The 20,942-nt window shown below is 64.3% G+C and carries 21 protein-coding genes; 2 read left to right on the top strand and 19 right to left on the bottom strand.

The features are described from left to right. Positions 1-9: 9 nt before the first annotated feature. Entirely contained in the window at positions 10-918 is a 909-nt protein-coding gene (locus tag FW796_RS14320) for a hypothetical protein (protein ID WP_404938145.1), read from the bottom strand. Between the two features lie 62 nt (positions 919-980). After that, on the bottom strand, positions 981-2,246 hold the full coding sequence (locus tag FW796_RS14315; RefSeq protein ID WP_446439495.1) for an Hsp70 family protein: 1,266 nt from the start codon (positions 2,244-2,246) through the stop codon (positions 981-983). 297 nt (positions 2,247-2,543) lie between these two features. On the opposite strand from FW796_RS14315, the gene FW796_RS14310 reads away from it, so the two are divergent. Beyond that, on the top strand, positions 2,544-3,482 hold the full coding sequence (locus tag FW796_RS14310; RefSeq protein ID WP_346634600.1) for a DnaJ C-terminal domain-containing protein: 939 nt from the start codon (positions 2,544-2,546) through the stop codon (positions 3,480-3,482). Between the two features lie 23 nt (positions 3,483-3,505). Then, the gene (locus FW796_RS14305) at positions 3,506-3,808 is read left to right on the top strand and encodes a chaperone modulator CbpM (RefSeq protein WP_102862956.1); all 303 of its coding nucleotides are present in this window, start codon (positions 3,506-3,508) and stop codon (positions 3,806-3,808) included. Between the two features lie 91 nt (positions 3,809-3,899). On the opposite strand, the gene FW796_RS14300 is transcribed toward FW796_RS14305, so the two are convergent. The 17 genes from FW796_RS14300 to FW796_RS14220 form a co-directional block, all read right to left on the bottom strand. Next, a complete protein-coding gene (locus tag FW796_RS14300) occupies positions 3,900-5,033 on the bottom strand; it encodes a sensor histidine kinase (RefSeq protein ID WP_404938146.1) in 1,134 nt (377 codons plus the stop codon). Positions 5,034-5,132: 99 nt separating this feature from the next. Next, complete coding sequence (gene ureC, locus FW796_RS14295) at positions 5,133-6,833, bottom strand: urease subunit alpha (protein WP_404938147.1); 1,701 nt, start codon at positions 6,831-6,833, stop codon at positions 5,133-5,135. 108 nt (positions 6,834-6,941) lie between these two features. Then, positions 6,942-7,247 carry an urease subunit beta gene (locus FW796_RS14290; protein ID WP_102862959.1) on the bottom strand — a complete coding sequence of 102 codons (306 nt, stop codon included), beginning with the start codon at positions 7,245-7,247 and terminating at the stop codon, positions 6,942-6,944. Next, entirely contained in the window at positions 7,244-7,777 is a 534-nt protein-coding gene (locus FW796_RS14285) for a GNAT family N-acetyltransferase (protein WP_110650910.1), read from the bottom strand. Before FW796_RS14285 ends, FW796_RS14290 begins: the two co-directional genes overlap by 4 nt. Before the next feature lie 7 nt (positions 7,778-7,784). Next, on the bottom strand, positions 7,785-8,318 hold the full coding sequence (locus FW796_RS14280) for a GNAT family N-acetyltransferase (protein ID WP_346634603.1): 534 nt from the start codon (positions 8,316-8,318) through the stop codon (positions 7,785-7,787). 9 nt (positions 8,319-8,327) lie between these two features. Beyond that, the gene (ureA, locus tag FW796_RS14275; protein ID WP_003197350.1) at positions 8,328-8,630 is read right to left on the bottom strand and encodes an urease subunit gamma; all 303 of its coding nucleotides are present in this window, start codon (positions 8,628-8,630) and stop codon (positions 8,328-8,330) included. Between the two features lie 43 nt (positions 8,631-8,673). Then, positions 8,674-9,513, bottom strand: coding sequence for an urease accessory protein UreD (locus FW796_RS14270; protein ID WP_446439494.1), 840 nt, complete (start codon positions 9,511-9,513; stop codon positions 8,674-8,676). Positions 9,514-9,543: 30 nt separating this feature from the next. Next, positions 9,544-10,242 carry an urea ABC transporter ATP-binding subunit UrtE gene (gene urtE / locus FW796_RS14265; protein ID WP_123723445.1) on the bottom strand — a complete coding sequence of 233 codons (699 nt, stop codon included), beginning with the start codon at positions 10,240-10,242 and terminating at the stop codon, positions 9,544-9,546. A gap of 103 nt (positions 10,243-10,345) precedes the next feature. After that, on the bottom strand, positions 10,346-11,206 hold the full coding sequence (gene urtD / locus FW796_RS14260) for an urea ABC transporter ATP-binding protein UrtD (protein ID WP_404938149.1): 861 nt from the start codon (positions 11,204-11,206) through the stop codon (positions 10,346-10,348). Then, a complete protein-coding gene (gene urtC, locus FW796_RS14255; RefSeq protein ID WP_346634605.1) occupies positions 11,203-12,282 on the bottom strand; it encodes an urea ABC transporter permease subunit UrtC in 1,080 nt (359 codons plus the stop codon). Before urtC ends, urtD begins: the two co-directional genes overlap by 4 nt. Next, complete coding sequence (gene urtB, locus FW796_RS14250; protein WP_404938150.1) at positions 12,282-13,784, bottom strand: urea ABC transporter permease subunit UrtB; 1,503 nt, start codon at positions 13,782-13,784, stop codon at positions 12,282-12,284. Before urtB ends, urtC begins: the two co-directional genes overlap by 1 nt. Positions 13,785-13,931: 147 nt before the next feature. Then, positions 13,932-15,197 (bottom strand): urea ABC transporter substrate-binding protein, encoded by a 1,266-nt coding sequence (urtA, locus tag FW796_RS14245; RefSeq protein ID WP_346634607.1) that lies wholly within the window; start codon positions 15,195-15,197, stop codon positions 13,932-13,934. A 279-nt stretch (positions 15,198-15,476) separates the two neighbouring features. Then, on the bottom strand, positions 15,477-15,776 hold the full coding sequence (locus FW796_RS14240) for a hypothetical protein (protein ID WP_346634608.1): 300 nt from the start codon (positions 15,774-15,776) through the stop codon (positions 15,477-15,479). Between the two features lie 149 nt (positions 15,777-15,925). After that, positions 15,926-16,936, bottom strand: coding sequence for a FecCD family ABC transporter permease (locus tag FW796_RS14235; RefSeq protein ID WP_446439493.1), 1,011 nt, complete (start codon positions 16,934-16,936; stop codon positions 15,926-15,928). Continuing rightward, positions 16,933-17,892, bottom strand: a complete 960-nt coding sequence (locus FW796_RS14230; RefSeq protein ID WP_404938152.1) for an ABC transporter substrate-binding protein — start codon at positions 17,890-17,892, stop codon at positions 16,933-16,935. The genes FW796_RS14235 and FW796_RS14230 overlap by 4 nt, the downstream gene beginning before the upstream one ends. Then, the gene (locus FW796_RS14225) at positions 17,889-18,677 is read right to left on the bottom strand and encodes an ABC transporter ATP-binding protein (RefSeq protein WP_346634611.1); all 789 of its coding nucleotides are present in this window, start codon (positions 18,675-18,677) and stop codon (positions 17,889-17,891) included. The genes FW796_RS14230 and FW796_RS14225 overlap by 4 nt, the downstream gene beginning before the upstream one ends. Before the next feature lie 41 nt (positions 18,678-18,718). Next, a complete protein-coding gene (locus FW796_RS14220; RefSeq protein WP_404938153.1) occupies positions 18,719-20,854 on the bottom strand; it encodes a TonB-dependent receptor in 2,136 nt (711 codons plus the stop codon). Between the last annotated feature and the right edge of the window lie 88 nt (positions 20,855-20,942).

The raw sequence follows: 20,942 nt of genomic DNA, 5'->3' as shown, positions 1-20,942 counted from the left end.
TCGCCGGGCTCAATCGCGCCCGGCATCCTCATAGGTCACCGCCTGCAGGCGATCGATGCCTGAGCCGATATGGAAGGAGAACGGTCGGCCCAACTGTTCGATCTTCTTCGCGCATTCGCTGGTCCAGGTGTCCTGGCGGCTGTCGGCACTGAAGTCGGCGGCCAGCATCTGCTCGCCCAGGTTGCCGATTTCAATCGACAATTGCAGCTTGGTGCGCAGCAGGTCGTTCGGGATCTGCTCTTCGCCCCACAGGCGAATCTCGCCTTTGCTCATGCTCTCGCGCAGTTGGGCATCCCTGACCTGCATCAGGGCCGGCAGGGTCTGTCTTCTAAAATTCTGAGTGCGGAAATTCAGGTAGACATGCTCCGGCGACTGCTTGGGGATCTGTTGCACGCTCAGCCCATTGAAGGGCAGCTCGCCGTTCAATTGTCCCTCGATGCCGCAGACGATCTGCACCGGAACCCCGCTCTGGTTGAACAGGCCTATTGCCCGGTCGAGATATTGGTAGCGCGCCGACAGCTGTACCTCGGGGGTGATGGCCAGCTCCAGGGGGATTGGCTGCGGGGTGGCCGCGCCGGGCTGGGCCTGGAGTGTCAGGTCGATGGCCATGCTGCTGGCCGCCCGGGCCTTGACGACCTGGTCAAACAGGTCGCGCAGGGCCGCCCGCTGCTCAGGACCCAATTCGCCGTCGAGGGCCAGATGGACCACCCGAGTGTCCTGCTCATCCAGTTCCAGCACGATCTGTTCAGGGTCGATACCGCGAGAGCCAATCGCCTCCCTCAGCAGGGTGCCGACCTTGGCATCTATCTGCTGGCCGCGATACCCCACCGGCTGCTCGAACTGCAGGGACATGAAATCTTCCTTGCAGCCGGTCAGCAGCAGGGCGGTCAGTAGGGGCAGCAGCTTGCACAGGTTCATCGTTGCGGTTCCTTGCGAAAATTTTCCCCATCCCTGGGGTACCAATGTCGGGCGCGGGGTGCCTAGCCGTAGCGCTTTCTGGCTTCAATCGCCAGGCCGCTACCGATGCTGCCGAAGATATTGCCTTCCACATGCCGGGCGTTGGGCAGCATCGCCGCCACGCTCTGGCGCAGTGCCGGAATGCCGCTGGAACCGCCGGTGAAGAACACCGTATCGACCTGACCCACACCGACATTGGCGTCGCTCAGCAATTGGCTGACGCTGGTGCGGATGCGCTCCAGCAGACCGTCGATGGAGCTTTCGAACAGGGCCCGGCTCAGGTCGACACTGAGGTCGCGCTCGATCCGGTCCAGGGGCACCAGGCGGTTCTCGGCGTGGGTCAGCTGGATCTTGGTCTCTTCCACTTCCATGGCCAGCCAGTGGCCGGCGCGCTGTTCGATCAGCCTGAACAGGCGGTCGATGCCGCCGGTGTCTTCGATGTCATAGCGCATGCTGCCCAGGGCCAACTGGGACTTCTGCGAGTACACCGAGTTGATGGTGTGCCAGGTCGCCAGGTTCATGTGGTGGCTGGTGGGCATGTAGGCGCCGCTCTTCATCCGGCTGCCGTAGCCGAACAGTGGCATTACGCCCTGCAGGCTCAGTTGCTTGTCGAAGTCGGTACCGCCGACGTGCACACCGCCGGTGGCGAGGATGTCGTCGTGCCGGTTGTCGACCCCACGGCGCTCGGGGGAAAGGCGCACCAGGGAGAAGTCCGAGGTACCACCGCCGATGTCGACGATCAGCACCAGTTCTTCGCGTTCGATGGTGGATTCGTAGTCGAAGGCCGCGGCGATGGGTTCGTACTGGAAGGACACTTCCTTGAAGCCAATCTTGCGGGCCACTTCCACCAGGGTGTCTTCGGCTTCCTGGTCGGCGGCGGCGTCGTCATCGACGAAGAACACCGGACGCCCCAGTACCACTTCGTCGAATTCCCGACCGGCGGTGGCTTCGGCACGGTTCTTGAGCTGGCCGATGAACAGCCCCAGCAGGTCCTTGAACGGCATCGCGGTGCCCAGCACGCTGGTGTCGTGCTTGATCAGCTTGGAGCCCAGCAGGCTTTTCAGCGAGCGCATCAGCCGGCCTTCGTAGCCTTCCAGGTATTCGTGCAACGCCAGGCGGCCATACACCGGACGGCGTTCCTCGATATTGAAGAACACCACCGAAGGCAGGGTGATCTTGTCGTCCTCCAGGGCGATCAGCGTCTCCTCGCCGGGGCGCAGCCAGCCGACGGTGGAGTTGGAGGTACCGAAGTCAATGCCGCAGGCACGGGCCGGGGTGGCGTTGTTCATGTCTTTGGATCCGGTGAAAAAAACGGCCGCGCAGCGTACGCCAGTCCTCGCGCGTTGCAAAGGCCGACTATCTGCTAAATCGCAACCTGTTGTGCCTTGAAAGACTATCCTTGACCCCCAAACTTGCAGGCATGGGCCGAGCAGCCACCTGGGATCACAAGATCCGCCCGAGGCTGCCGATAAACTTCTGATGCGCCGTTCAGTCAGAGGATTGAGATTGATCAATTCTCATGCTGCCAGACCGAGCATGCTGTGCTGCACGCCGCGCGACTTTGATAACGGATGGTGATTCCCTCGATGGACTTCAAAGACTATTACAAGATTCTCGGCGTGGAGCCGACAGCGGACGACAAGGCGATCAAGGCCGCCTATCGCAAGCTGGCGCGCAAGTACCACCCCGACGTCAGTAAGGAAAAGGATGCCGAGGCCAAGTTCAAGGATGCCTCGGAAGCCTATGAAGCGCTGAAAAGCGCGGACAAGCGCGCCGAGTACGACGACCTGCGCAAGTACGGCCAGCATGGCCAGCCGTTCCAGGGGCCTCCGGGCTGGCAGAGCCGTGGTGGCTTTGGTGGCGGTGACGGTGGGGACTTCTCGGACTTCTTCAGTTCGATCTTTGGTAACCGGGGGCCAGGATTCGGCGGCCCGGAACAGCGCCGCAGCAGCGGTCGTCGTGGACAGGATGTGGAAATGGAACTGCCGATCTTTCTTGAAGAAACCCTGTCGACCGAGTCGAAGAAGATCAGCTTCCAGGTGCCGCAGTACAACGCTGCCGGCCAGCATGTGAGCAATACCAGCAAAAGCCTGAACGTGAAGATTCCAGCCGGGGTCACCGACGGCGAACGCATCCGCCTCAAGGGCCAGGGTGCACCGGGCGTTGGCGGCGGAGCCAATGGCGACCTGTACCTGACCATTCGCTTTGCGCCCCATCCGAAGTTCGATGTGGAGGACGAGAACCTGATCATCACCCTGCCGCTGGCCCCTTGGGAGCTGGCGCTGGGCACCGAGGTGGCGGTACCGACCCTGACCGGCAAGATCAACCTCAAGGTCCCGGCCGGCAGCCAGAACGGCCAGCGCATGCGCGCCAAGGGTCATGGCCTGCTGAACAAGGCCGGCCAGCGTGGCTACCTGTTCGTCCAGCTCAAGGCCGTGATGCCCAAGCAGACCGGCGACGACGTCAAGGCGTTGTGGCAGGAGCTGGCGAAGAAGGCCGCGTTCGACCCTCGGGAAAATTTCTGATTCGACACTAGGAGGCGCTGATCATGAGCACCCTGATCGTTCAGCTGGACATGGAAGAGTTCTGTGAAGTGGCCGACCTGTCGGCGGCCTACGTGATCGAAATCGTCGAACACGGCATCCTCGAACCTCAGGGGACGGCGCCCAAGGACTGGCGTTTCAACGATGTCGAACTGGCCCTGGCCAAGCGTGCGGCGAAGTTGCGCCGCGACCTGGACCTGGAGTGGGAAGGCGTTGCCCTGGCGTTGGACCTACTGGACGAAGTGCGGCAACTGCGGGCCGAGAATCAGATGCTCAAGCAGCGCCTGGGCCGCCTGCTGCTGGATTGATCCGCCTCACTGCGCAGGAGCCGGCTTGCCGGCGAAGAGGCCCCTGGGCCTTGCGCAATCCGGGCTGACGCCTTCGCTGGCAAGCCAGCTCCTACGAGGTGGCGCGGGAGACGCGCGGCAGGATCACGGCGAAGGTGGTGCCGTCGCTCTCGTTGGAGCTGACTTCGATGCTGCCCTGGTGCGCGGTCACCACTTCCTTGACGATGAACAGTCCCAGGCCAAGGCTGGTGCTGGTACTGCCCAGTTCCTCATCGGCACTGCGCACCAAAGGATCGAACAGGGTGCCCAGGGCTTCCTTGGGAATCGGCGGGCCGTAATTGTGCACGGTCAACAGCACCTGTTCCGCACCGCCGGTAATGGTCACGGTCACGGTACGGCGGTTGCTGCCGTGCTGCAGGGCGTTGCCGATCAGGTTCTGCAGCATCTGTTCGATACGTCCCCGGTCCCAGATGCCATGGCTGTCACCCTCGAAGCTCAGTAACGGCGTGCAATCGGGTTGCCCGGCGCAGGCTTCGTCCATGGCAGCCTTGGCGGCGCTGGCCAGGTCCATGGGCGCCGGATCGATGGGCAGGCCATTGCCCAGGCGACTGCGGACGAACTCCAGCAGGTCGCTGACCATGGCGCCCATGTGTCGGGTGCCGCTCTTGATGCGTGAGACAAAGGCCTGGGCGTCGCTATCCAGCGGCATTTTGCGCGCCAGCATCTCGGTGGACATGCTCACCGCCTGCAACGGCGCCCGCAGGTCGTGGCCGAGAATCGCCAGGAAGATGTCCCGTGAGCGGCTGACCTGCTCGGCGTAGGCGCAGGTGGACTCGGCCAGGGCTTCGTCGATGGCCTCGTTGAAACGGATCATGTCTTGCAAGTGTTCCAGGTCCGGCGTCACCAGGCTGGCGACCCACAGGCGGATCACGCAGGCCCGCAGGTGGCGGAACTCGGACGTCATCTGCACCAGATCGAAACCCACGTGATGACGCAGTTCGCCATGGCTGGCGGCGGCCTCATCCAGGCTGGGGGATTTCTCCGGGCCTTCGCCCCTGGCCTTGGCCAACTGCTCACCCGGGCTCTGGGTGATGCGCATGTCCCGGGCGGCGGCCAGCAGGATCGAGGTGGCGTGATCCCGCAGGTCGCTGCGGGTCAGGGTGTCCGCGGCCAGGGTCCTGGCAAATTGTTCCCATTCATCAACGATTCGATCAACGTGCTGCACGATGAAATCGGACAGGCGCATAGCCGGGCACCTTACTGGGCAGAGAGTGGAAAACCGACACGCATCTTAGCGCCTTATCCGCGGCTTCAACACCGGGCCTGCCCAGCGGCCGGACGCGCCTCAGAACAGGAAGTAACGCTGGGCCATGGGCAGCACATCCGCCGGTTCGCACCACAGCAGGACACCATCGGCCTTGACCTGATAAGTCTGCGGGTCGACTTCGATATCCGGCAGGTAGTCGTTGTGGATCAGGTCACTCTTTTGCACCTTGCGACAGCCCTTGACCACGGCGATGCGCTTCTTCAGCCCCAATTGCTCCGGTACGCCGGCGTCCAGTGCGGCCTGGCTGATAAAGGTCAGGCTGGTGGCGTGGCGGCTGCCGCCGTAACTGGCGAACATCGGCCGGTAGTGCACCGGCTGCGGGGTCGGGATCGAGGCATTGGCGTCGCCCATCAGGCTGGCGGCAATGGCCCCGCCCTTGAGGATCAGGGTCGGCTTGACCCCGAAGAAGGCCGGGCGCCAAAGCACCAGATCGGCCCATTTGCCCACCTCGATGGAGCCCACCTCATGGCTGATGCCGTGGGTGATGGCCGGGTTGATGGTGTACTTGGCGATGTAGCGCTTGACCCGGAAGTTGCTGTTGCCCGGGCCGTCTCCCGGCAGCGGGCCGCGCTGGCGGTGCATCTTGTCGGCGGTCTGCCAGGTGCGGGTCACCACTTCGCCGACCCGGCCCATGGCCTGGCTGTCGGAGCTGATCATCGAAAACGCTCCCAGGTCATGGAGGATGTCTTCGGCGGCGATGGTTTCCCGGCGGATGCGGCTCTCGGCGAAGGCCACGTCCTCGGCGATGCTCGGGTCCAGATGGTGGCAGACCATGAGCATGTCCAGGTGTTCGTCGATGGTGTTGCGGGTGAAGGGCCGGGTCGGGTTGGTGGAGCTGGGCAGCACATTGGCGAAGCCGCAGGCCTTGATGATGTCCGGGGCATGGCCGCCGCCGGCACCTTCGGTGTGGTAGGTGTGGATGGTCCGCCCCTTGAAGGCGCCGAGGGTGGTTTCGACGAAGCCGGATTCGTTCAGGGTGTCGGTGTGGATCGCCACCTGCACGTCGTACTCATCGGCCACGCTCAGGCAGTTGTCGATGCTGGCCGGGGTGCTGCCCCAGTCCTCGTGCAGCTTGAGGCCGATGGCCCCCGCCTTGACCTGCTCGATCAAGGGCTCCGGCAGGCTGGCGTTGCCCTTGCCGGTAAAGCCGATGTTCATCGGGAAGGCGTCCGCGGCCTGGAGCATGCGCGCCATGTGCCAAGGCCCGGAGGTGCAGGTGGTGGCGTTGGTCCCGGTGGCCGGCCCGGTGCCGCCGCCGATCATGGTGGTGACGCCGCTCATCAGCGCCTCTTCGATCTGCTGCGGGCAGATGAAGTGGATATGGGTGTCGACGCCGCCGGCGGTGAGGATCATGCCTTCACCAGCGATGACCTCGGTGCTGGCGCCGATGGCGATGGTCACATCGGGCTGGATATCCGGGTTGCCGGCCTTGCCGATGGCGGCGATGCGCCCGTCCTTCAAACCGACGTCAGCCTTGACGATGCCCCAGTGATCGATGATCAGCGCGTTGGTGATCAGGGTGTCCACCACATCGCATGCCAGCAGCTGGCTCTGGCCCATGCCGTCGCGGATCACCTTGCCACCGCCGAACTTCACTTCTTCGCCGTAGGTGGTGAAGTCCTTCTCCACTTCGATCCACAGCTCGGTATCGGCCAGCCGCACCTTGTCGCCCACGGTAGGGCCGAACATATCGGCATAGGCCTCACGGGAAATCTTCATCGCAGCTCCTTACAGAAACAGGTCTTGTAGGAGCCGGCTTGCCGGCGAAGGGGCCCGAAAGACCGCATTCGCCAGCATGCCGGCTCCTACGCGCTTAGGGTCGAGGGGTCAGAGGTCGCCCATGATGCGTCCGGCAAAACCGAACACCCGGCGCTTGCCGGCCAGATCCACCAGTTCCACCTCCCGGGTCTGTCCCGGTTCGAAGCGCACGGCGGTACCGGCGGCAATGTTCAGGCGCATGCCGCGGCTGGCGGCGCGGTCGAAGGTCAGGGCGTCGTTGGTTTCGAAAAAGTGATAGTGGGAGCCGACCTGGATCGGCCGGTCGCCACTGTTGGCCACGCTGAGGGTCAAGGTGCGGCGCCCGGCATTGAGTTCGATCTCGCCAGGCTGGATCTGGTATTGGCCAGGAATCATAGGGGTTGTCCCAGGGTCTTGAAGTAGATGGCGGTGGGGGTATAGGTGCCGTCCGGGCTCTGGCAGTAGTTGGGCAGTTCGCCGACCCGGGTGTAGCCCAGGGAACGGTAGAAGTCCTCGGCCGCCGAGCCTGCCTCGGTGTCCAGGTACAGCAGCCCGCGCTTGTGCTGGCGGGCGGCCTGTTCCAGGGCGTTCATCAATTGCTGGCCCAGGCCACGGCGCCGGGCGCTGTGCAGCACCTGAAGCTTTTGCACCTCGGCGCGGTTGCGCCCATTGGCCTTCATGCACAGCGCCAGTTGCACGCTGGCCAGGACCTTCTCATCGTGAACCACCACCCACAGCATCAGGCTGCCGTCCTCGACCCCGGCCTGCACGCTGCCGAGGTAGTCCCGGGCCTGGCTGTCGTCCAGATCGGCCATGAAGCCGATGGACGCGCCGTGGTGCACCGAATCCAGCAGCAGGTCGATCAATCCTTGACGGTAATGGGCAAAGCTTTCTCCATGGACTCGGCGCAGTTGGGCGGCGTTCATCGAGAGGTCACTCCTTGTGAGGGGCGGGCGGTTGTGCCCCGGGGTTGAGAATCAGCTGCATGAAGGTCAGGTCCAGCCAGCGCCCGAACTTGGTGCCCACCTGGGGCATCTGTCCGGTGCTGATAAAGCCCAGGCGCTGGTGCAGGCGGACCGAGGCGGTGTTGGCGCTTTCGATGGCGGCCACCATCACGTGCTTGTCACAGCCACGGGCGCGTTCCAGCAGCACCGCCATCAGCTGTGGACCCAGGCCGTTGCCGCGCTGGTCGCTGCGTACATAGACCGAATGTTCCACGGTGTGGCGAAAGCCGTCGAAGGGCCGCCAGTCGCCGAAGGAAGCGTAGCCGAGCACCTGCTCCTCGGCGTTGACGATCACCAGGATCGGGTAGCCCTGGGCCTGGCGCGCACTGAACCAGGCCTGGCGGTTGCCCAGGTCCACCGGCGAGTCGTTCCAGATCGCCGTGGTATTGACCACGGCGTCGTTGTAGATGTCGCGGATCGCCGGCAGGTCGGCGTGCAACGCGTCGCGGATGCGATAGGTCATGGCGCGGCCTCAGGCGATGGGTTGATGGACAGTGACCAGCTTGGTGCCGTCGGGGAAGGTGGCCTCGACCTGGATCTCCGGGATCATCTCCGGGATGCCTTCCATCACCTGTTCACGGCTGAGCAGGGTGGTGCCGTAGTGCATCAGTTCTGCCACGGTCTGGCCATCCCGGGCACCTTCGAGCAGCGCCGCGGAAATATAGGCCATGGCCTCCGGGTAATTGAGCTTGAGGCCGCGAGCCAGTCGCCGCTCGGCCACCAGGCCGGCGGTGAAGATCAGCAGCTTGTCTTTTTCGCGTGGGGTCAGGTCCATCGTGATCAATCCGTTGTTGGGCAGTTAAAAAAGAGAGTCGGCATCAGGTGTTCCAGATCCTCGGTGGCACAGCCTCGCGGCCCAGCAGCGCCGGGCGCAGCAGACGCCACAGGTCGATCAGCCAGGCCCGGGCCTGCAGGGCTTCACTGGCCAGGCAGCGGGCCACCAGCAGGCCTGGCAGTTGGCTCAGGTCGCCGCGTACCGGGTGCGCCAGGGCGCGGCAGCGCTCCAGCAGTTCGCTGTCGATTTCACCGGTCACCAGCAAAGTGGCGAACACCGGCTGGCCGTCCAGGCCGATGGGGGAATCCAGCAGGCCGTCGCCGCCATTGATGCGCTGGCGTTCATGCCAGAGCGGCCGGCCGTCGCGACGGATGTCCAGGTGCGCCTGGAAGTGCCCTTGCTCGAAGCGCTCGCCACTGGCCGGGCGTCCCAGGGCCACGATGTCCCAGTAGAACAGCCGGGCATCGCCTTGCAGTTCGACCAGGGTGGTCAGTTCGGCCTGGGCGGCGCTGAAGACAATGGTTTCCTGGGGCAGCCATTCCAGGGTCGCCCCCGGTGCCACTTGCAGCCTCAGGGTCTGGCTGGCAGGGCCGGTGGCGCGGTACCACTTGGCGGCACCGGGGCTGGTCAGCTGTGCCCAGGCGCCGTGGTCGACCCGGGCACTGATGGCCAGCCGGTCGCCGCCGGCGATGCCGCCGGGTGGGTGGACGATGATGTGCTGGCACACCTCGGGGCCCTCGGCGTACAGGTGCTTCTGCACCCGCAGCGGGCCCAGGTGGCGACGCAGAACCGGGCGCGTGGTGGCGCCGAAACGGGCGTAGGCCAGCTCCAGCTCGGCGTGCCAGCTGGGGGTGAACAGGGAGGTGACGGCAGGTGAGTTCATGCTGGGTCGTTATCGTTAGGAGGCTACAGATTAGATCGTAACCAGGCCGCGTACACCTTCTGCCTGCATATTTTCCCCACGGCCCTGCTGGACGATTTCGCCCCGGGACATCACCAGATACTGGTCGGCCAGTTCGGCGGCGAAGTCGTAGAACTGCTCCACCAGCAGAATCGCCATATCGCCCTGGGCCGCGAGTTTCTTGATCACCGCGCCGATCTCCTTGATCACCGAGGGCTGGATGCCTTCGGTGGGCTCATCGAGGATCAGCAGCCGGGGGCGGCTGGCCAGGGCGCGACCGATGGCCAGTTGTTGCTGCTGGCCGCCGGAGAGGTCGCCGCCACGGCGCTGCTTCATCTGCAACAGCACCGGGAACAGTTCGTAGATGAAGGCCGGTACTTCCCTGGCCTGGGAGCCGGGGAAGCGGGACAGGCCCATCAGCAGGTTTTCTTCCACAGTCAGGCGGCCGAAGATTTCCCGGCCCTGGGGCACGTAGGCGATCCCGGCGTGGACGCGCTGATGGGGCTTGTAGCCGGTGATGCTCCGACCCTCCCAGTTGACCGCGCCTTCCTTGGCCGGCAGCAGGCCCATCAGGCATTTGAGCAGGGTGGTCTTGCCCACGCCGTTGCGCCCCAGCAGGCAGGTGACTTCGCCGATCCGGGCTTCGAAGCTCAGGCCGCGCAGGATGTGGCTACCGCCGTAGTATTGGTGCAGCTTGTCGACTTGGAGCATGGTCGGGTACTCGAATTTTGTGGGGATTGCGGGGTGGTCTTCGCTGGCAACCCAGCTCCTACGGGAGCGGGTAGGAGCCGGCTGCCGGCGAGCGGCGGTTGCGCTAACGGCCGAGGTACACCTCGATCACCCGTTCGTTTTCCTGCACCTGCTCCAGGGACCCTTCGGCCAGTACGCTGCCCTGGTGCAGCACGGTGACGTGGTCGGCAATCGAGCCGACAAAGCCCATGTCGTGTTCCACCACCATCAACGAGTGCTTGCCCGCCAGGGTCTTGAACAGCTCGGCGGTGAACTCGGTCTCGGCGTCGGTCATGCCCGCCACCGGCTCGTCCAGCAACAGCAGTTGCGGGTCTTGCATCAGCAGCATGCCGATCTCCAGGAACTGTTTCTGACCGTGGGACAGCAAGCCCGCCTGGCGTTGGGCCGAAGGGCTCAGGCGAATGGTCTCCAGCACTTGGGCGATGCGGTCCTTCTGCTCACCGTTCAGGCGCGCCCCGAGGCTGGCCCACACCGACTTGTCGGTCTTCTGCGCCAGCTCCAGGTTCTCGAACACGCTCAGGGCCTCGAACACCGTGGGCTTCTGGAACTTGCGGCCGATCCCGGCCTGGGCGATCTGCACTTCGCTCATCTGGGTCAGGTCCAGGGTTTCGCCGAACCAGGCCTTGCCCTGGGTGGGGCGGGTCTTGCCGGTGATCACGTCCATCAGGGTGGTCTTGCCGGCGCCGTTGGGGCCGATGATGCAGCGCAGCTCGCCGACGCCGATGTACAGGTTGAGGTCGTTGAGGGCCTTGAAACCGTCGAAGCTGACGCTGATGTCTTCCAGGGTCAGGATGGTGCCGTGGCGGGTGTTGAGGCCCTTGCCGGCAGCGTGCCCGAGGCCGATGGCGTCGCGGCTGCTGCCCTGGTCCTTGTTGGGTTCGAGGATGGGTTCGAGCATGAAATCCGCGGTCGCTGTGACTCTCATTGCTCACCTCGTTTCTTCAGCAGGCCGATCACGCCCTTGGGCAGGTACAGGGTCACCACGATGAACAGGGCGCCGAGGAAGAACAGCCAGTATTCGGGGAAGGCCACGGTGAACCAGCTCTTCATGCCGTTCACCAGCCCGGCTCCCAGCAGCGGTCCGATCAGCGTGCCGCGTCCGCCCAGGGCTACCCACACGGCGGCTTCGATGGAGTTGGTGGGGGACATTTCGCTGGGGTTGATGATGCCCACCTGGGGCACATACAGCGCGCCAGCCAAGCCGCACAGCACGGCGCTCAAGACCCAGACGAACAGCTTGAAGCCACGCGGGTCATAGCCGCAGAACATCAGGCGGTTTTCGGCATCGCGCAGGGCGGTCAGCACCCGGCCGAACTTACTCCGGGCCAGGCGCCAGCCCAGGTACAGGCTGGCCACCAGTAGCAGCACCGTGGCCAGGAACAGCGCCGCGCGGGTGCCGGGTTCGGTGATGCCGAAACCCAGGATGCTGCGGAAGTTGGTGAAGCCGTTGTTGCCGCCAAAACCGGTCTCGTTGCGAAAGAACAGCAGCATCCCGGCAAACGTCAGGGCCTGGGTCATGATCGAGAAGTACACGCCCTTGATCCGTGAGCGGAAGGCGAAGAAACCGAACACCAGGGCCAGCAGACCCGGCGCCAGCACCACCAGGCACAGGGCCCAGAGGAAGTGGCTGGTGCCGGTCCAGTACCAGGGCAGCTCGCTCCACGAAAGGAAGGTCATGAACGCCGGCAGGCCGTCTCCGGCGGCCTGGCGCATCAGGTACATGCCCATGGCGTAGCCGCCCAGGGCGAAGAACAGGCCGTGGCCCAGGGACAGCAGTCCGGCATAGCCCCAGACCAGATCCAGGGCCAGGGCGACAATGGCGTAGCAGAGAATCTTGCCCACCAGGGTCAGGGTGTAGGCCGAGACCTGCAGCGGGTTGCCCGCCGGCAGCAGTGACAACAGCGGCAACGCCAGCAGCACCAGGAGCAGCAGCGCGCCGACCGCGATCGTGACCTTGGGCCCGGCTTTCTGGCTGGCGGTAATCAGCAGTGGTTGATTCATCAGTCGATCACCCGTCCTTTCAATGCGAAGAGTCCTTGCGGGCGTTTCTGGATAAACAGAATGATCAGCGCCAGGATGAGGATCTTGCCCAACACGGCGCCGATCTGCGGTTCGAGGATCTTGTTCGCCACCCCCAGACCAAAGGCCGCCAGCACACTGCCGGCCAGTTGCCCGACCCCGCCGAGCACCACCACCAGGAACGAGTCGATGATGTAGCTCTGACCGAGGTCCGGGCCGACGTTGCCGACTTGGCTCAGGGCCACGCCACCGAGGCCGGCGATGCCCGAGCCGAGACCGAAGGCGAGCATGTCCACGCGCCCGGTGGGCACGCCGCAGCAGGCGGCCATGTTGCGGTTCTGGGTTACTGCACGCACGTTCAGGCCCAGGCGGGTCTTGTTCAGCAGCAGCCAGGTGAGCACGACAACGAACAGCGCGAAGGCGATGATCACGATGCGGTTGTAGGGCAGTACCAGATTGGGCAATACCTGGATGCCGCCGGAGAGCCAGGCCGGGTTCGCCACCTCGACGTTCTGCGCGCCGAACAGCAGGCGCACCAGTTGGATCAGCATCAGGCTGATGCCCCAGGTGGCCAGCAGGGTTTCCAGGGGCCGGCCATAGAGATGACGGATCACCGTGCGCTCCAGGGCCATGCCGATCCCGGCGGTGACGAAGAACGCCACCGGCAGTGCCAGCAGCGGGTAGTACTCGATGGCTTGCGGGGCGTAGCGCTGGAACAGCAATTGCACCACGTAGGTGGCGTAGGCGCCGAGCATCAGCATCTCGCCGTGGGCCATGTTGATCACCCCCAGCAGGCCGAAGGTGATGGCCAGGCCCAGGGCCGCAAGCAGCAGGATCGAACCCAGGGACAAGCCGCTGAAGGCCTGGCCGAGGACTTCACCCACCAGCAGCTTGCGCTTGACCTGGGCCAGGCTGGTTTCGGCGGCGGTGCGCACGTTGGCATCGGCCTCGACACCGGGTTCGAGCAAGCCTTCGAGGCGGGTGCGGGCCAGCGGGTCGCCGGTTTCCCCCAGCAGGCGCACGGCGGCCAGACGTACTGCCGGGTCGCTGTCCACCAATTGCAGGTTGGCCAGGGCCAGGCTCAGGGCGTCGTGCACGCCGGGGTCTTGCTCGGCTGCCAGCTGGGCATCGAGGAATTTCAATTGCGCCGGCTTGGCGCTTTTCTGCAGTTGCCGGGCGGCATCGAGTCGGCTGCCGGCATCGGCGGCGAGCAATTGATGGCTGGCCAGTGCGGTGTCGATCAGGCCCCGCAGGCGGTTGTTCAGGCGCAGGGTTTTGCTTTCACCGGCGATACTCAACTGGCCCTGTTGCAGGGCGTTGAGCAGTTCGATGCGCGCCGGATCGGGCTGCGCGGCCCAGCTTTCCAGAAGCTGGGCCTGTTGCGTGGGATTGGCCGTGACGAAGTCTTCGGCATCACCGGCTTGGGCCGCCCATGGCAGCAACAGCAGGCAGGCGAGGATGAAACGGTAAAGGGCAGTGGGCATATCGATGTCCTTGAAAGCGCCTGGGTAACCTGTAGGAGCGAGCTTGCTCGCGATCCGCGCAGCGGCCAGCCGGGCGGTTTTCGTTGCAGGTCCAACGGACCTCATCGCGAGCAAGCTCGCTCCTGCAGGAAAGGCGTCAGGTTCGGATCAGTTGCTCTTGACCGCGTAGTCCGGCTTTTTGTCGTTGCCCGGGATGAAGGGGCTCCAGGGCTGGGCGCGGATCGGGCCTTCGGTCTGCCAGACCACGTTGAACTGACCGTCCGGCTGGATCTCGCCGATCATCACCGGCTTGTGCAGGTGGTGGTTGGTCTTGTCCATGGTCAGGGTGTAGCCCGACGGTGCGGCGAAGGTCTGCCCGGCCAGCGCCTCACGGACCTTGTCGACATCGGTGGACTTGGCTTTCTCCACTGCCTGGGCCCACATGTGGATACCGACGTAGGTGGCTTCCATCGGGTCGTTGGTCACGGCCTTGTCCGCACCCGGCAGGTTCTTGGCCTTGGCGTAGGCTTTCCAGGCGGCGACGAACTTCTGGTTCACCGGGTTATCCACCGATTCGAAGTAGTTCCACGCCGCCAGGTTGCCCACCAGTGGCTTGGTGTCGATGCCGCGCAATTCTTCCTCGCCCACGGAGAACGCCACCACCGGCACGTCGGTGGCCTTCAGGCCCTGGTTGGCCAGCTCCTTGTAGAAGGGCACGTTGGAATCGCCGTTGACCGTGGAGATCACTGCGGTCTTGCCGCCGGCGGAGAACTTCTTGATGTTGGCGACGATGGTTTGATAGTCGGCGTGGCCGAAGGGGGTGTAGACCTCTTCGATGTCCTTGTCCGCCACGCCCTTGGAGTGCAGGAACGAGCGCAGGATCTTGTTGGTGGTGCGCGGGTAGACGTAGTCGGTGCCCAGGAGGAAGAAGCGCTTGGCGCTGCCGCCGTCCTCGCTCATCAGGTATTCCACCGCCGGGATCGCTTGCTGGTTCGGCGCAGCGCCGGTGTAGAAGACGTTGGGCGACATTTCTTCGCCTTCGTACTGCACCGGGTAGAACAACAGGCCGTTGAGCTCTTCGAATACCGGCAGCACCGATTTGCGCGACACCGAAGTCCAGCAGCCGAACACCACCGCCACCTTGTCCTGGGTCAGCAACTGCCGGCCCTTTTCGGCGAACAGCGGCCAGTTGGAGGCCGGGTCCACCACCACGGGTTCCAGCAGCTTGCCGTTGACCCCGCCCTTGGCGTTGATCTCGTCAATGGTCATCAGCGCCATGTCTTTGAGCGAGGTTTCAGAGATCGCCATGGTCCCCGACAGGGAATGCAGGATACCGACCTTGATGGTCTCGGCGGCCTGGACGGTCCAGGTCATGCCCATCGCGGCAATGCTTGCCGAGAGAGTGAAAGCCTTGAGCAAACTACGACGCTTCATTGTGCGATCTCCATGAACTTTTGATTTTTTTCAGGTGGCAGATGCGGACTTCACAGGCGCAGTGAAAACCTTGGCTAACGCAGCAGTTTTCACTCCGCCTGTACTGAAGGGCTGTTTTGCAAGGGATGTGCCGAGTCGGCGCAGGGCATGAAAACGTCGCTTTAACTGCGACGGCGGGAGAGGTGATGCCCCAAGACGAGGCCTGGGCTAGGGCGTGGTGCGCGAGGATGCGTCATTGTGGTGCTGCCGCAGAGCGGCAGCCGTGATCGCAGGGGAGCTTCAATTCACGCCGGGGAAGGAGTCGACATATTTGATGGTGAAGTCCGGAAAGGAGTCGACGATCTGGATCTTGTAATCGGGAAAACTGTTGACGATCTTCCATTTGCCCGCCGAGTCGGGAAAGGAGTTGACCTGCTTCACCTTCAGATCGGGAAAGGAGTTCACCACCTTGACCTTGTAGTCGGGGAAGCTGTTGACGATCTGGATGTTGCCGTAGATTTTCGAGACGTCGACCGAGGTGCCGGCCTGGGCGCCAAGGGAGGTGCCGAGCAGCACGGCCAAGAGTGCGGTTCTGAACATGAGACTCATCCTGAGAGATCGAAGCGCGCGATCTTAAAGCAAGGGCGACGTTTGTAGGAGCTGGCTTGCCAGCGAAGAGGCCCTCGAACCTGGCACAAGGCTCACGGGCGCCTTCGCCGGCAAGCCGGCTCCTACAGAGGCGGGCACAGTCAGCGGCGGCGCATCAGGCCGATGAAGAACACCCCGCCAATGGCCGCGGTGGCCACACCGATGGGCAGATCCTCGGGGGCAATCAGGGTGCGGGCAGCGACATCGACCCAGACCAGGAACAGGCTACCCAGCAGCACGCACGCCGGCAGCAGCCGACGGTGCTCGGCGCCCACCAGGCGCCGGGCAATGTGCGGCACCATCAGCCCGACAAAACCGATGGAGCCACTGATGGACACCAGCACCCCGGTCATCAGGGAGGCGATCAGGAACACCTTGAAGCGTACGTTGCGTGCGTTCAGACCCAGGGTCACGGCAGTCTGCTCCCCGGCCATCAAGGCATTCAGCGGCCGGGCCATGCCCAGTAGCAACACCAGCCCCAGCAGCACGCTGGCGGCAGGAATCGCCAGCAGTTCCCAGCGCGCCAGCCCCAGGCCGCCGAGCATCCAGAACATCACCGCGGAGCTGGCCCGGTGGTCGCCCATGAACAGCAGCAGGTTGGCCACCGCCATCATCACGAAGGACACCGCCACGCCGCACAGCAGCAGTCGGTCACTGTCGAGCCGGCCGTTGCGAGCGGCAATGCCCAGCACCAGGACCATGCTCGCCAGGGCGCCGACAAAGGCCGCCAGGGGCAGGGTCAGCAGCCCGATGACTTGCCCCAGGTGCAGCACCACGATCACCGCGCCGAGGGTGGCGCCGGAGGTCACCCCCAGCAGGTGCGGGTCGGCCAGTGGGTTGCGGGTCACCGCTTGCAGCACCGCGCCGATCAGCGCCAGCCCGGCGCCTACCAGAGCCCCCAGGAGCATGCGCGGGACGCGGATCAGCCAGACGATATGCTCCTGGCCCGGGCTCCAGTCCACTGTTCCCAGGCCCAGGGCCTTGTGCAGGAGAATCCGCCAGACCACATCCGCCGGCACCCGCGCCGGGCCAAACCCCAGGGACAGCACACAGGACACCAGCAGCAGGGCGGCGAGGGTCAGCAACAGCCAGGCATAACGACTTTTGATCATTCGCCGTGGAAACCCTTGGCCAGGGTTTCCACGGCCAGCACGTTGTCGATGCCCGGGGTGGCCTGCACATAGGGAATGACGATGAAGCGCTGGTTCTTGATCGCGTCGACTCCTTGCAGGGCCTGGTTGTTCAGCAGGAACTGCTGCTTTTGCTCGGCCGTGACTTCGCTGTAGTCGACGATGACGATCACTTGCGGGTTGCGCTCGACCACGGTCTCCCAGTTGATCCGGGTCCAGCTGGCCTCGACGTCATCGAGAATGTTGCGCCCTCCGGCGGCATCGATCAGGGCCTGGGGCATGCCCAGGCGGCCCGAGGTCATGGCCCGGTCTTCGCCGCTGTCATAGAGGAACACCCGAGGCTTGTCCTGGGGCAGGTCCTTCTGTACTTCGGCGACCTGCTCCTGCATCTGAGCGATCAGGGCGTTGGCACGGTCCTGCACGTCGAAGATCCGCCCCAGGTTGCGCAGGTCGTTGTAGGTGTCCTCAAGGCTGGCTGCCGGGCGCTTCATGACGAAGGCGCAGGACTCGGTCAGCTCGTAGACGTTGATCCCCAGGGGCGCCAGGGTTTGCGGGGTCAGGTCGCCGCCGACGCGCATGCCGTAGTCCCAGCCGGCGAACAGGAAGTCGACGTTGGCGTTGAGCAGGGTTTCCACTGAAGGGTACTTGGCTGCCAGCTCCGGCAGGCCGTCCAGCAGCGTGCTCATTTGCGGGGTCACGGCCTTCCAGCCACTGACGCCGCTGTAGCCCACCATCCGCGACTTGAGCCCCAGGGCCAGCATCATCTGGGTCATGTTGATGTCATGGCTGAGGGCGTGTTGCGGCGCTTGCTTGAAGGTCACTTCGCGGTTGCAGCTGGTGAGGGTCAGCGGGTAGTGAGTGGCCGCGGCGAAGGCTTGGGCAGTGGCCAGCGACAGGGTCAGGGCGAGGCCGGAGCGGAGCAGGGAGCGCAAGGTCATGGTTGAGTGATCCAGGTGATTCGTGGGTAGCCGGACAGGGGGTGGGAGTCGATCAGTGCCTCGACCCCGAAGACATTGCGCAGCAGCTCGACGGTGAGCACTTCGCTGGGAGGGCCGCTGGCAACGATGCGCCCGTGATCGAGGACATACAGCCGGTCGCAGAAAGCCGCGGCCAGGTTCAGGTCGTGGATGCTGGCCAGGGTGCCGATGCCCAGGCGCTTGACCCGCTGCAACAGCTCCAGCTGGTAGCGCGGGTCGAGGTGGTTGGTCGGTTCGTCGAGGATCAGCAGTTGCGGCCGCTGGGCCAGGGCCCGGGCCAGGATCACCCGCTGTTTCTCTCCCCCCGACAAGGTGGCGAAAGCATGGTCCTCGAAGCCCAGCAGGCCCACCGACTCCAGGGCCTCGCGAGCGATGCTGCGGTCTTCCTGAGTGTCTGCATCGAACAGGCCCTTGTGGGGCGTGCGGCCCATGGCGACCACTTCCTCCACCGTCAGGCCGAAGGCGTCGGGGAATTCCTGGAGCACCACAGCGATGCGTTGCGCGCACCAGCGTGGAGATTGCTTCCACACATTCTGATGCTCAAGCTGCACCTCACCCTGCTGCGGCTTGCTGAAGCGATAGGCGCAGCGCAGCAGGCTGGTCTTGCCGCTGCCGTTGGGCCCGATCAGGCCAACGAACTCGCCGGCCGCCACTTGCAGGCTGGCTTCACGCAGTTGGAACTGGTGATGGCAGTGACCCTGGCCCAGGGGTGTCCAGGCCAGGTTGGTGAGGTTCAGCGAGGTCATGCCGTGTCCGTGTGATCCCCGCGCCGTAGCGTCAGGAGGGGTTAGAAGGTGTAGTCAGCGGTGACGAAGAACGAGCGTGGCTCGCCGAGTATCCATTGCTGGCCGTCATTGTATTGGCTTTGTGCGTACTGGCGGTCAAACAGGTTGTTCAATTGCAGGCCCAGAGTGGTGTTGGGCAGTGCTTTCCACGACAGGTTGGCATCGACCACGGTGTAGCTGGGCAACTCATTGCGGTTGGCCATGTCGGCGTAGCGTGCGTCCACGTAGCGCACCCCGGCGCCGGCCCGCAGGTCATCGTTGATGGCTTTGCTCAGCCACAGGTTGGCCGTGCGGCGCGGCACGTCCACCGGGCGATTGCCGTCGCGGGAGACTTGCACGCCGTTGACGTCCTGCTGGAAGTCGTCGTACTGGGCGCGAACGATGGCGGCGTTGGCTTGCAGTTGCCAGGCGTGGGGCAGTTGCAGGTCCAGGCTGGCTTCCAGGCCGTTGGAGGATTGTTGGCCCACTTGCTGTTTCTGGTTCGGTTCGCCTGGAACATCGGTCAACAGCTTCTTCTTGACGATGTGGTAGGCGGCCAACGTCCATTCGCCACGCTGGTCCCAGAACGCCTGCTTGAGACCGATCTCGCTCTGCTTGGCGCTGGACAGGTCGAATTGCTGCTGGCTCTTGCTCAGGGAAATCAGTCCGCCGACGCCGTCGGTGCTGGTGGAGTACTGACCGTAGAGGGAGGTGTCCGGAGTGACGGCGAACACCAGCCCGGCCTTCCAGTTATTGCCGGTCAGGGTCTTGTCGCTCTGGCTGCCGTCCTTCAAGTCATCGCGATCGATATGTGCGTAGTCGCGGCGCACACCGGTCACCAGGGACCAGCGCTCGCTGAGCTGCAGGCGGTTTTCGGCGAACACCGACATCTGCTTGGTGGTGGTCTTGAATTGATCGCGGTAAGGGCTGTTGCTGGCGAAGTCGCCCGGGGCCGGATGGTACAGATCCACCGGCTGACCGTTGCTCACGCTGTCTGTGAAGGGCGAGTTGCTCTTCATGTGGAAGCGGATGCGGTTGTAGTCGACGCCGGTCAGGGTCTGGCTGTCGAGGCCGAACAGCGAGTGCTTGAAGGTGAAGGTCTGACGGTCACCGAGCTGTTCCTGCTGGTGGCCGATACCGTAGTTGCCGCTGCGGGTCAGTTGCCGGTCCAGGGTGTTGAAGTTGTAGTTCTCGGCGTTCTGCCAACGGCGCTGGGCCTTGAGGTAATACAGCTCGTTGCTGGCACTGATCTGGTCGGAAATCTGCCATTCGCTGGTCAGGCGGGTCCACTGGTCGTTGTAGTGCTGCTGGTCGTTGCGCACGTTGTAGTTCTTGTCACGCAGGCTTTTGTGGAAACGCCCGTCGATCAGCGGCGTGCCGAAGTAGTTCATCGGGTTCTGGTCGCCGTAGTCGTGGGCCAGGGTAAAGGCCAGGTCATCACGGGCCTGCCAGCGCAGGGCGGCGCTGATGAAATCGCCAGAGGAGTCGCCACGGTCGACCCAGCCGTTGCTGCGCTCGCGGTTGAGGTTGAGCCGGTAGCTCAAGGTGTCGCTCAGGGAGCCGCCGCTGTCCAGGGCCTGCTGCTGGCGATCGAAGGAGCCGTAGCCCAGCCGCAGGTGGTTTTCGATCGCGCCGCTGAAGGGTTTTTTCGCCACGGTATTGATCACCGCGCCGGTGGCGCCTTCGCCATACAGCACCGAGGCCGGGCCGCGCAGCACGTCGACCCGCTCCACCGCCCAGGTGTCCACCGGGAAGGTCACGGTGCCCATGCCGGTGTACATGCGGTTGCCGTCATACAGCTGCATCACCGAACTCTGCCCGGTGAAACCCCGTGCCGACAACGAAGTGCCACCGTCGCCCGGTGTGCCGGTGCGGCTGATGCCGACACTGCGGGAGACCGCGTCCTGAATGCTGCGCTCACCCCGGGCGCGAATCCGTTCGCCGCTCAGGCTGTCGGTGCTGGCCGGAGTTTCCAGGGCGCTGAGGCCCAAGCGCGAACCGGCGCTGGTGGGGGTCTTCAGGCTGACGCTGTCGTCGGCCTCGCTGGCCGGAGCCGAAATGGTGCCGGTGGGCAGGGTCAGGGAAGCGGCGGAATCATTCGCCTGGGCCAGGGAAGGCAAGGCCATCAGGCAAAGGCTGGGCAGCAAGTATTTGTTCATCGGGACGGTGAATCACTTCTTCGAGAGGGTTGCCCGCAGTGGGGGACTGCGGGCAGGGATCTTACACTTTAGTGTTATAAAGTAACAT

It is taken from the genome of Pseudomonas sp. 910_21 (assembly GCF_052850735.1).
Note: the sequence above shows the minus strand (reverse complement) of the source record. Positions and strands in the feature narration are given on the sequence as shown.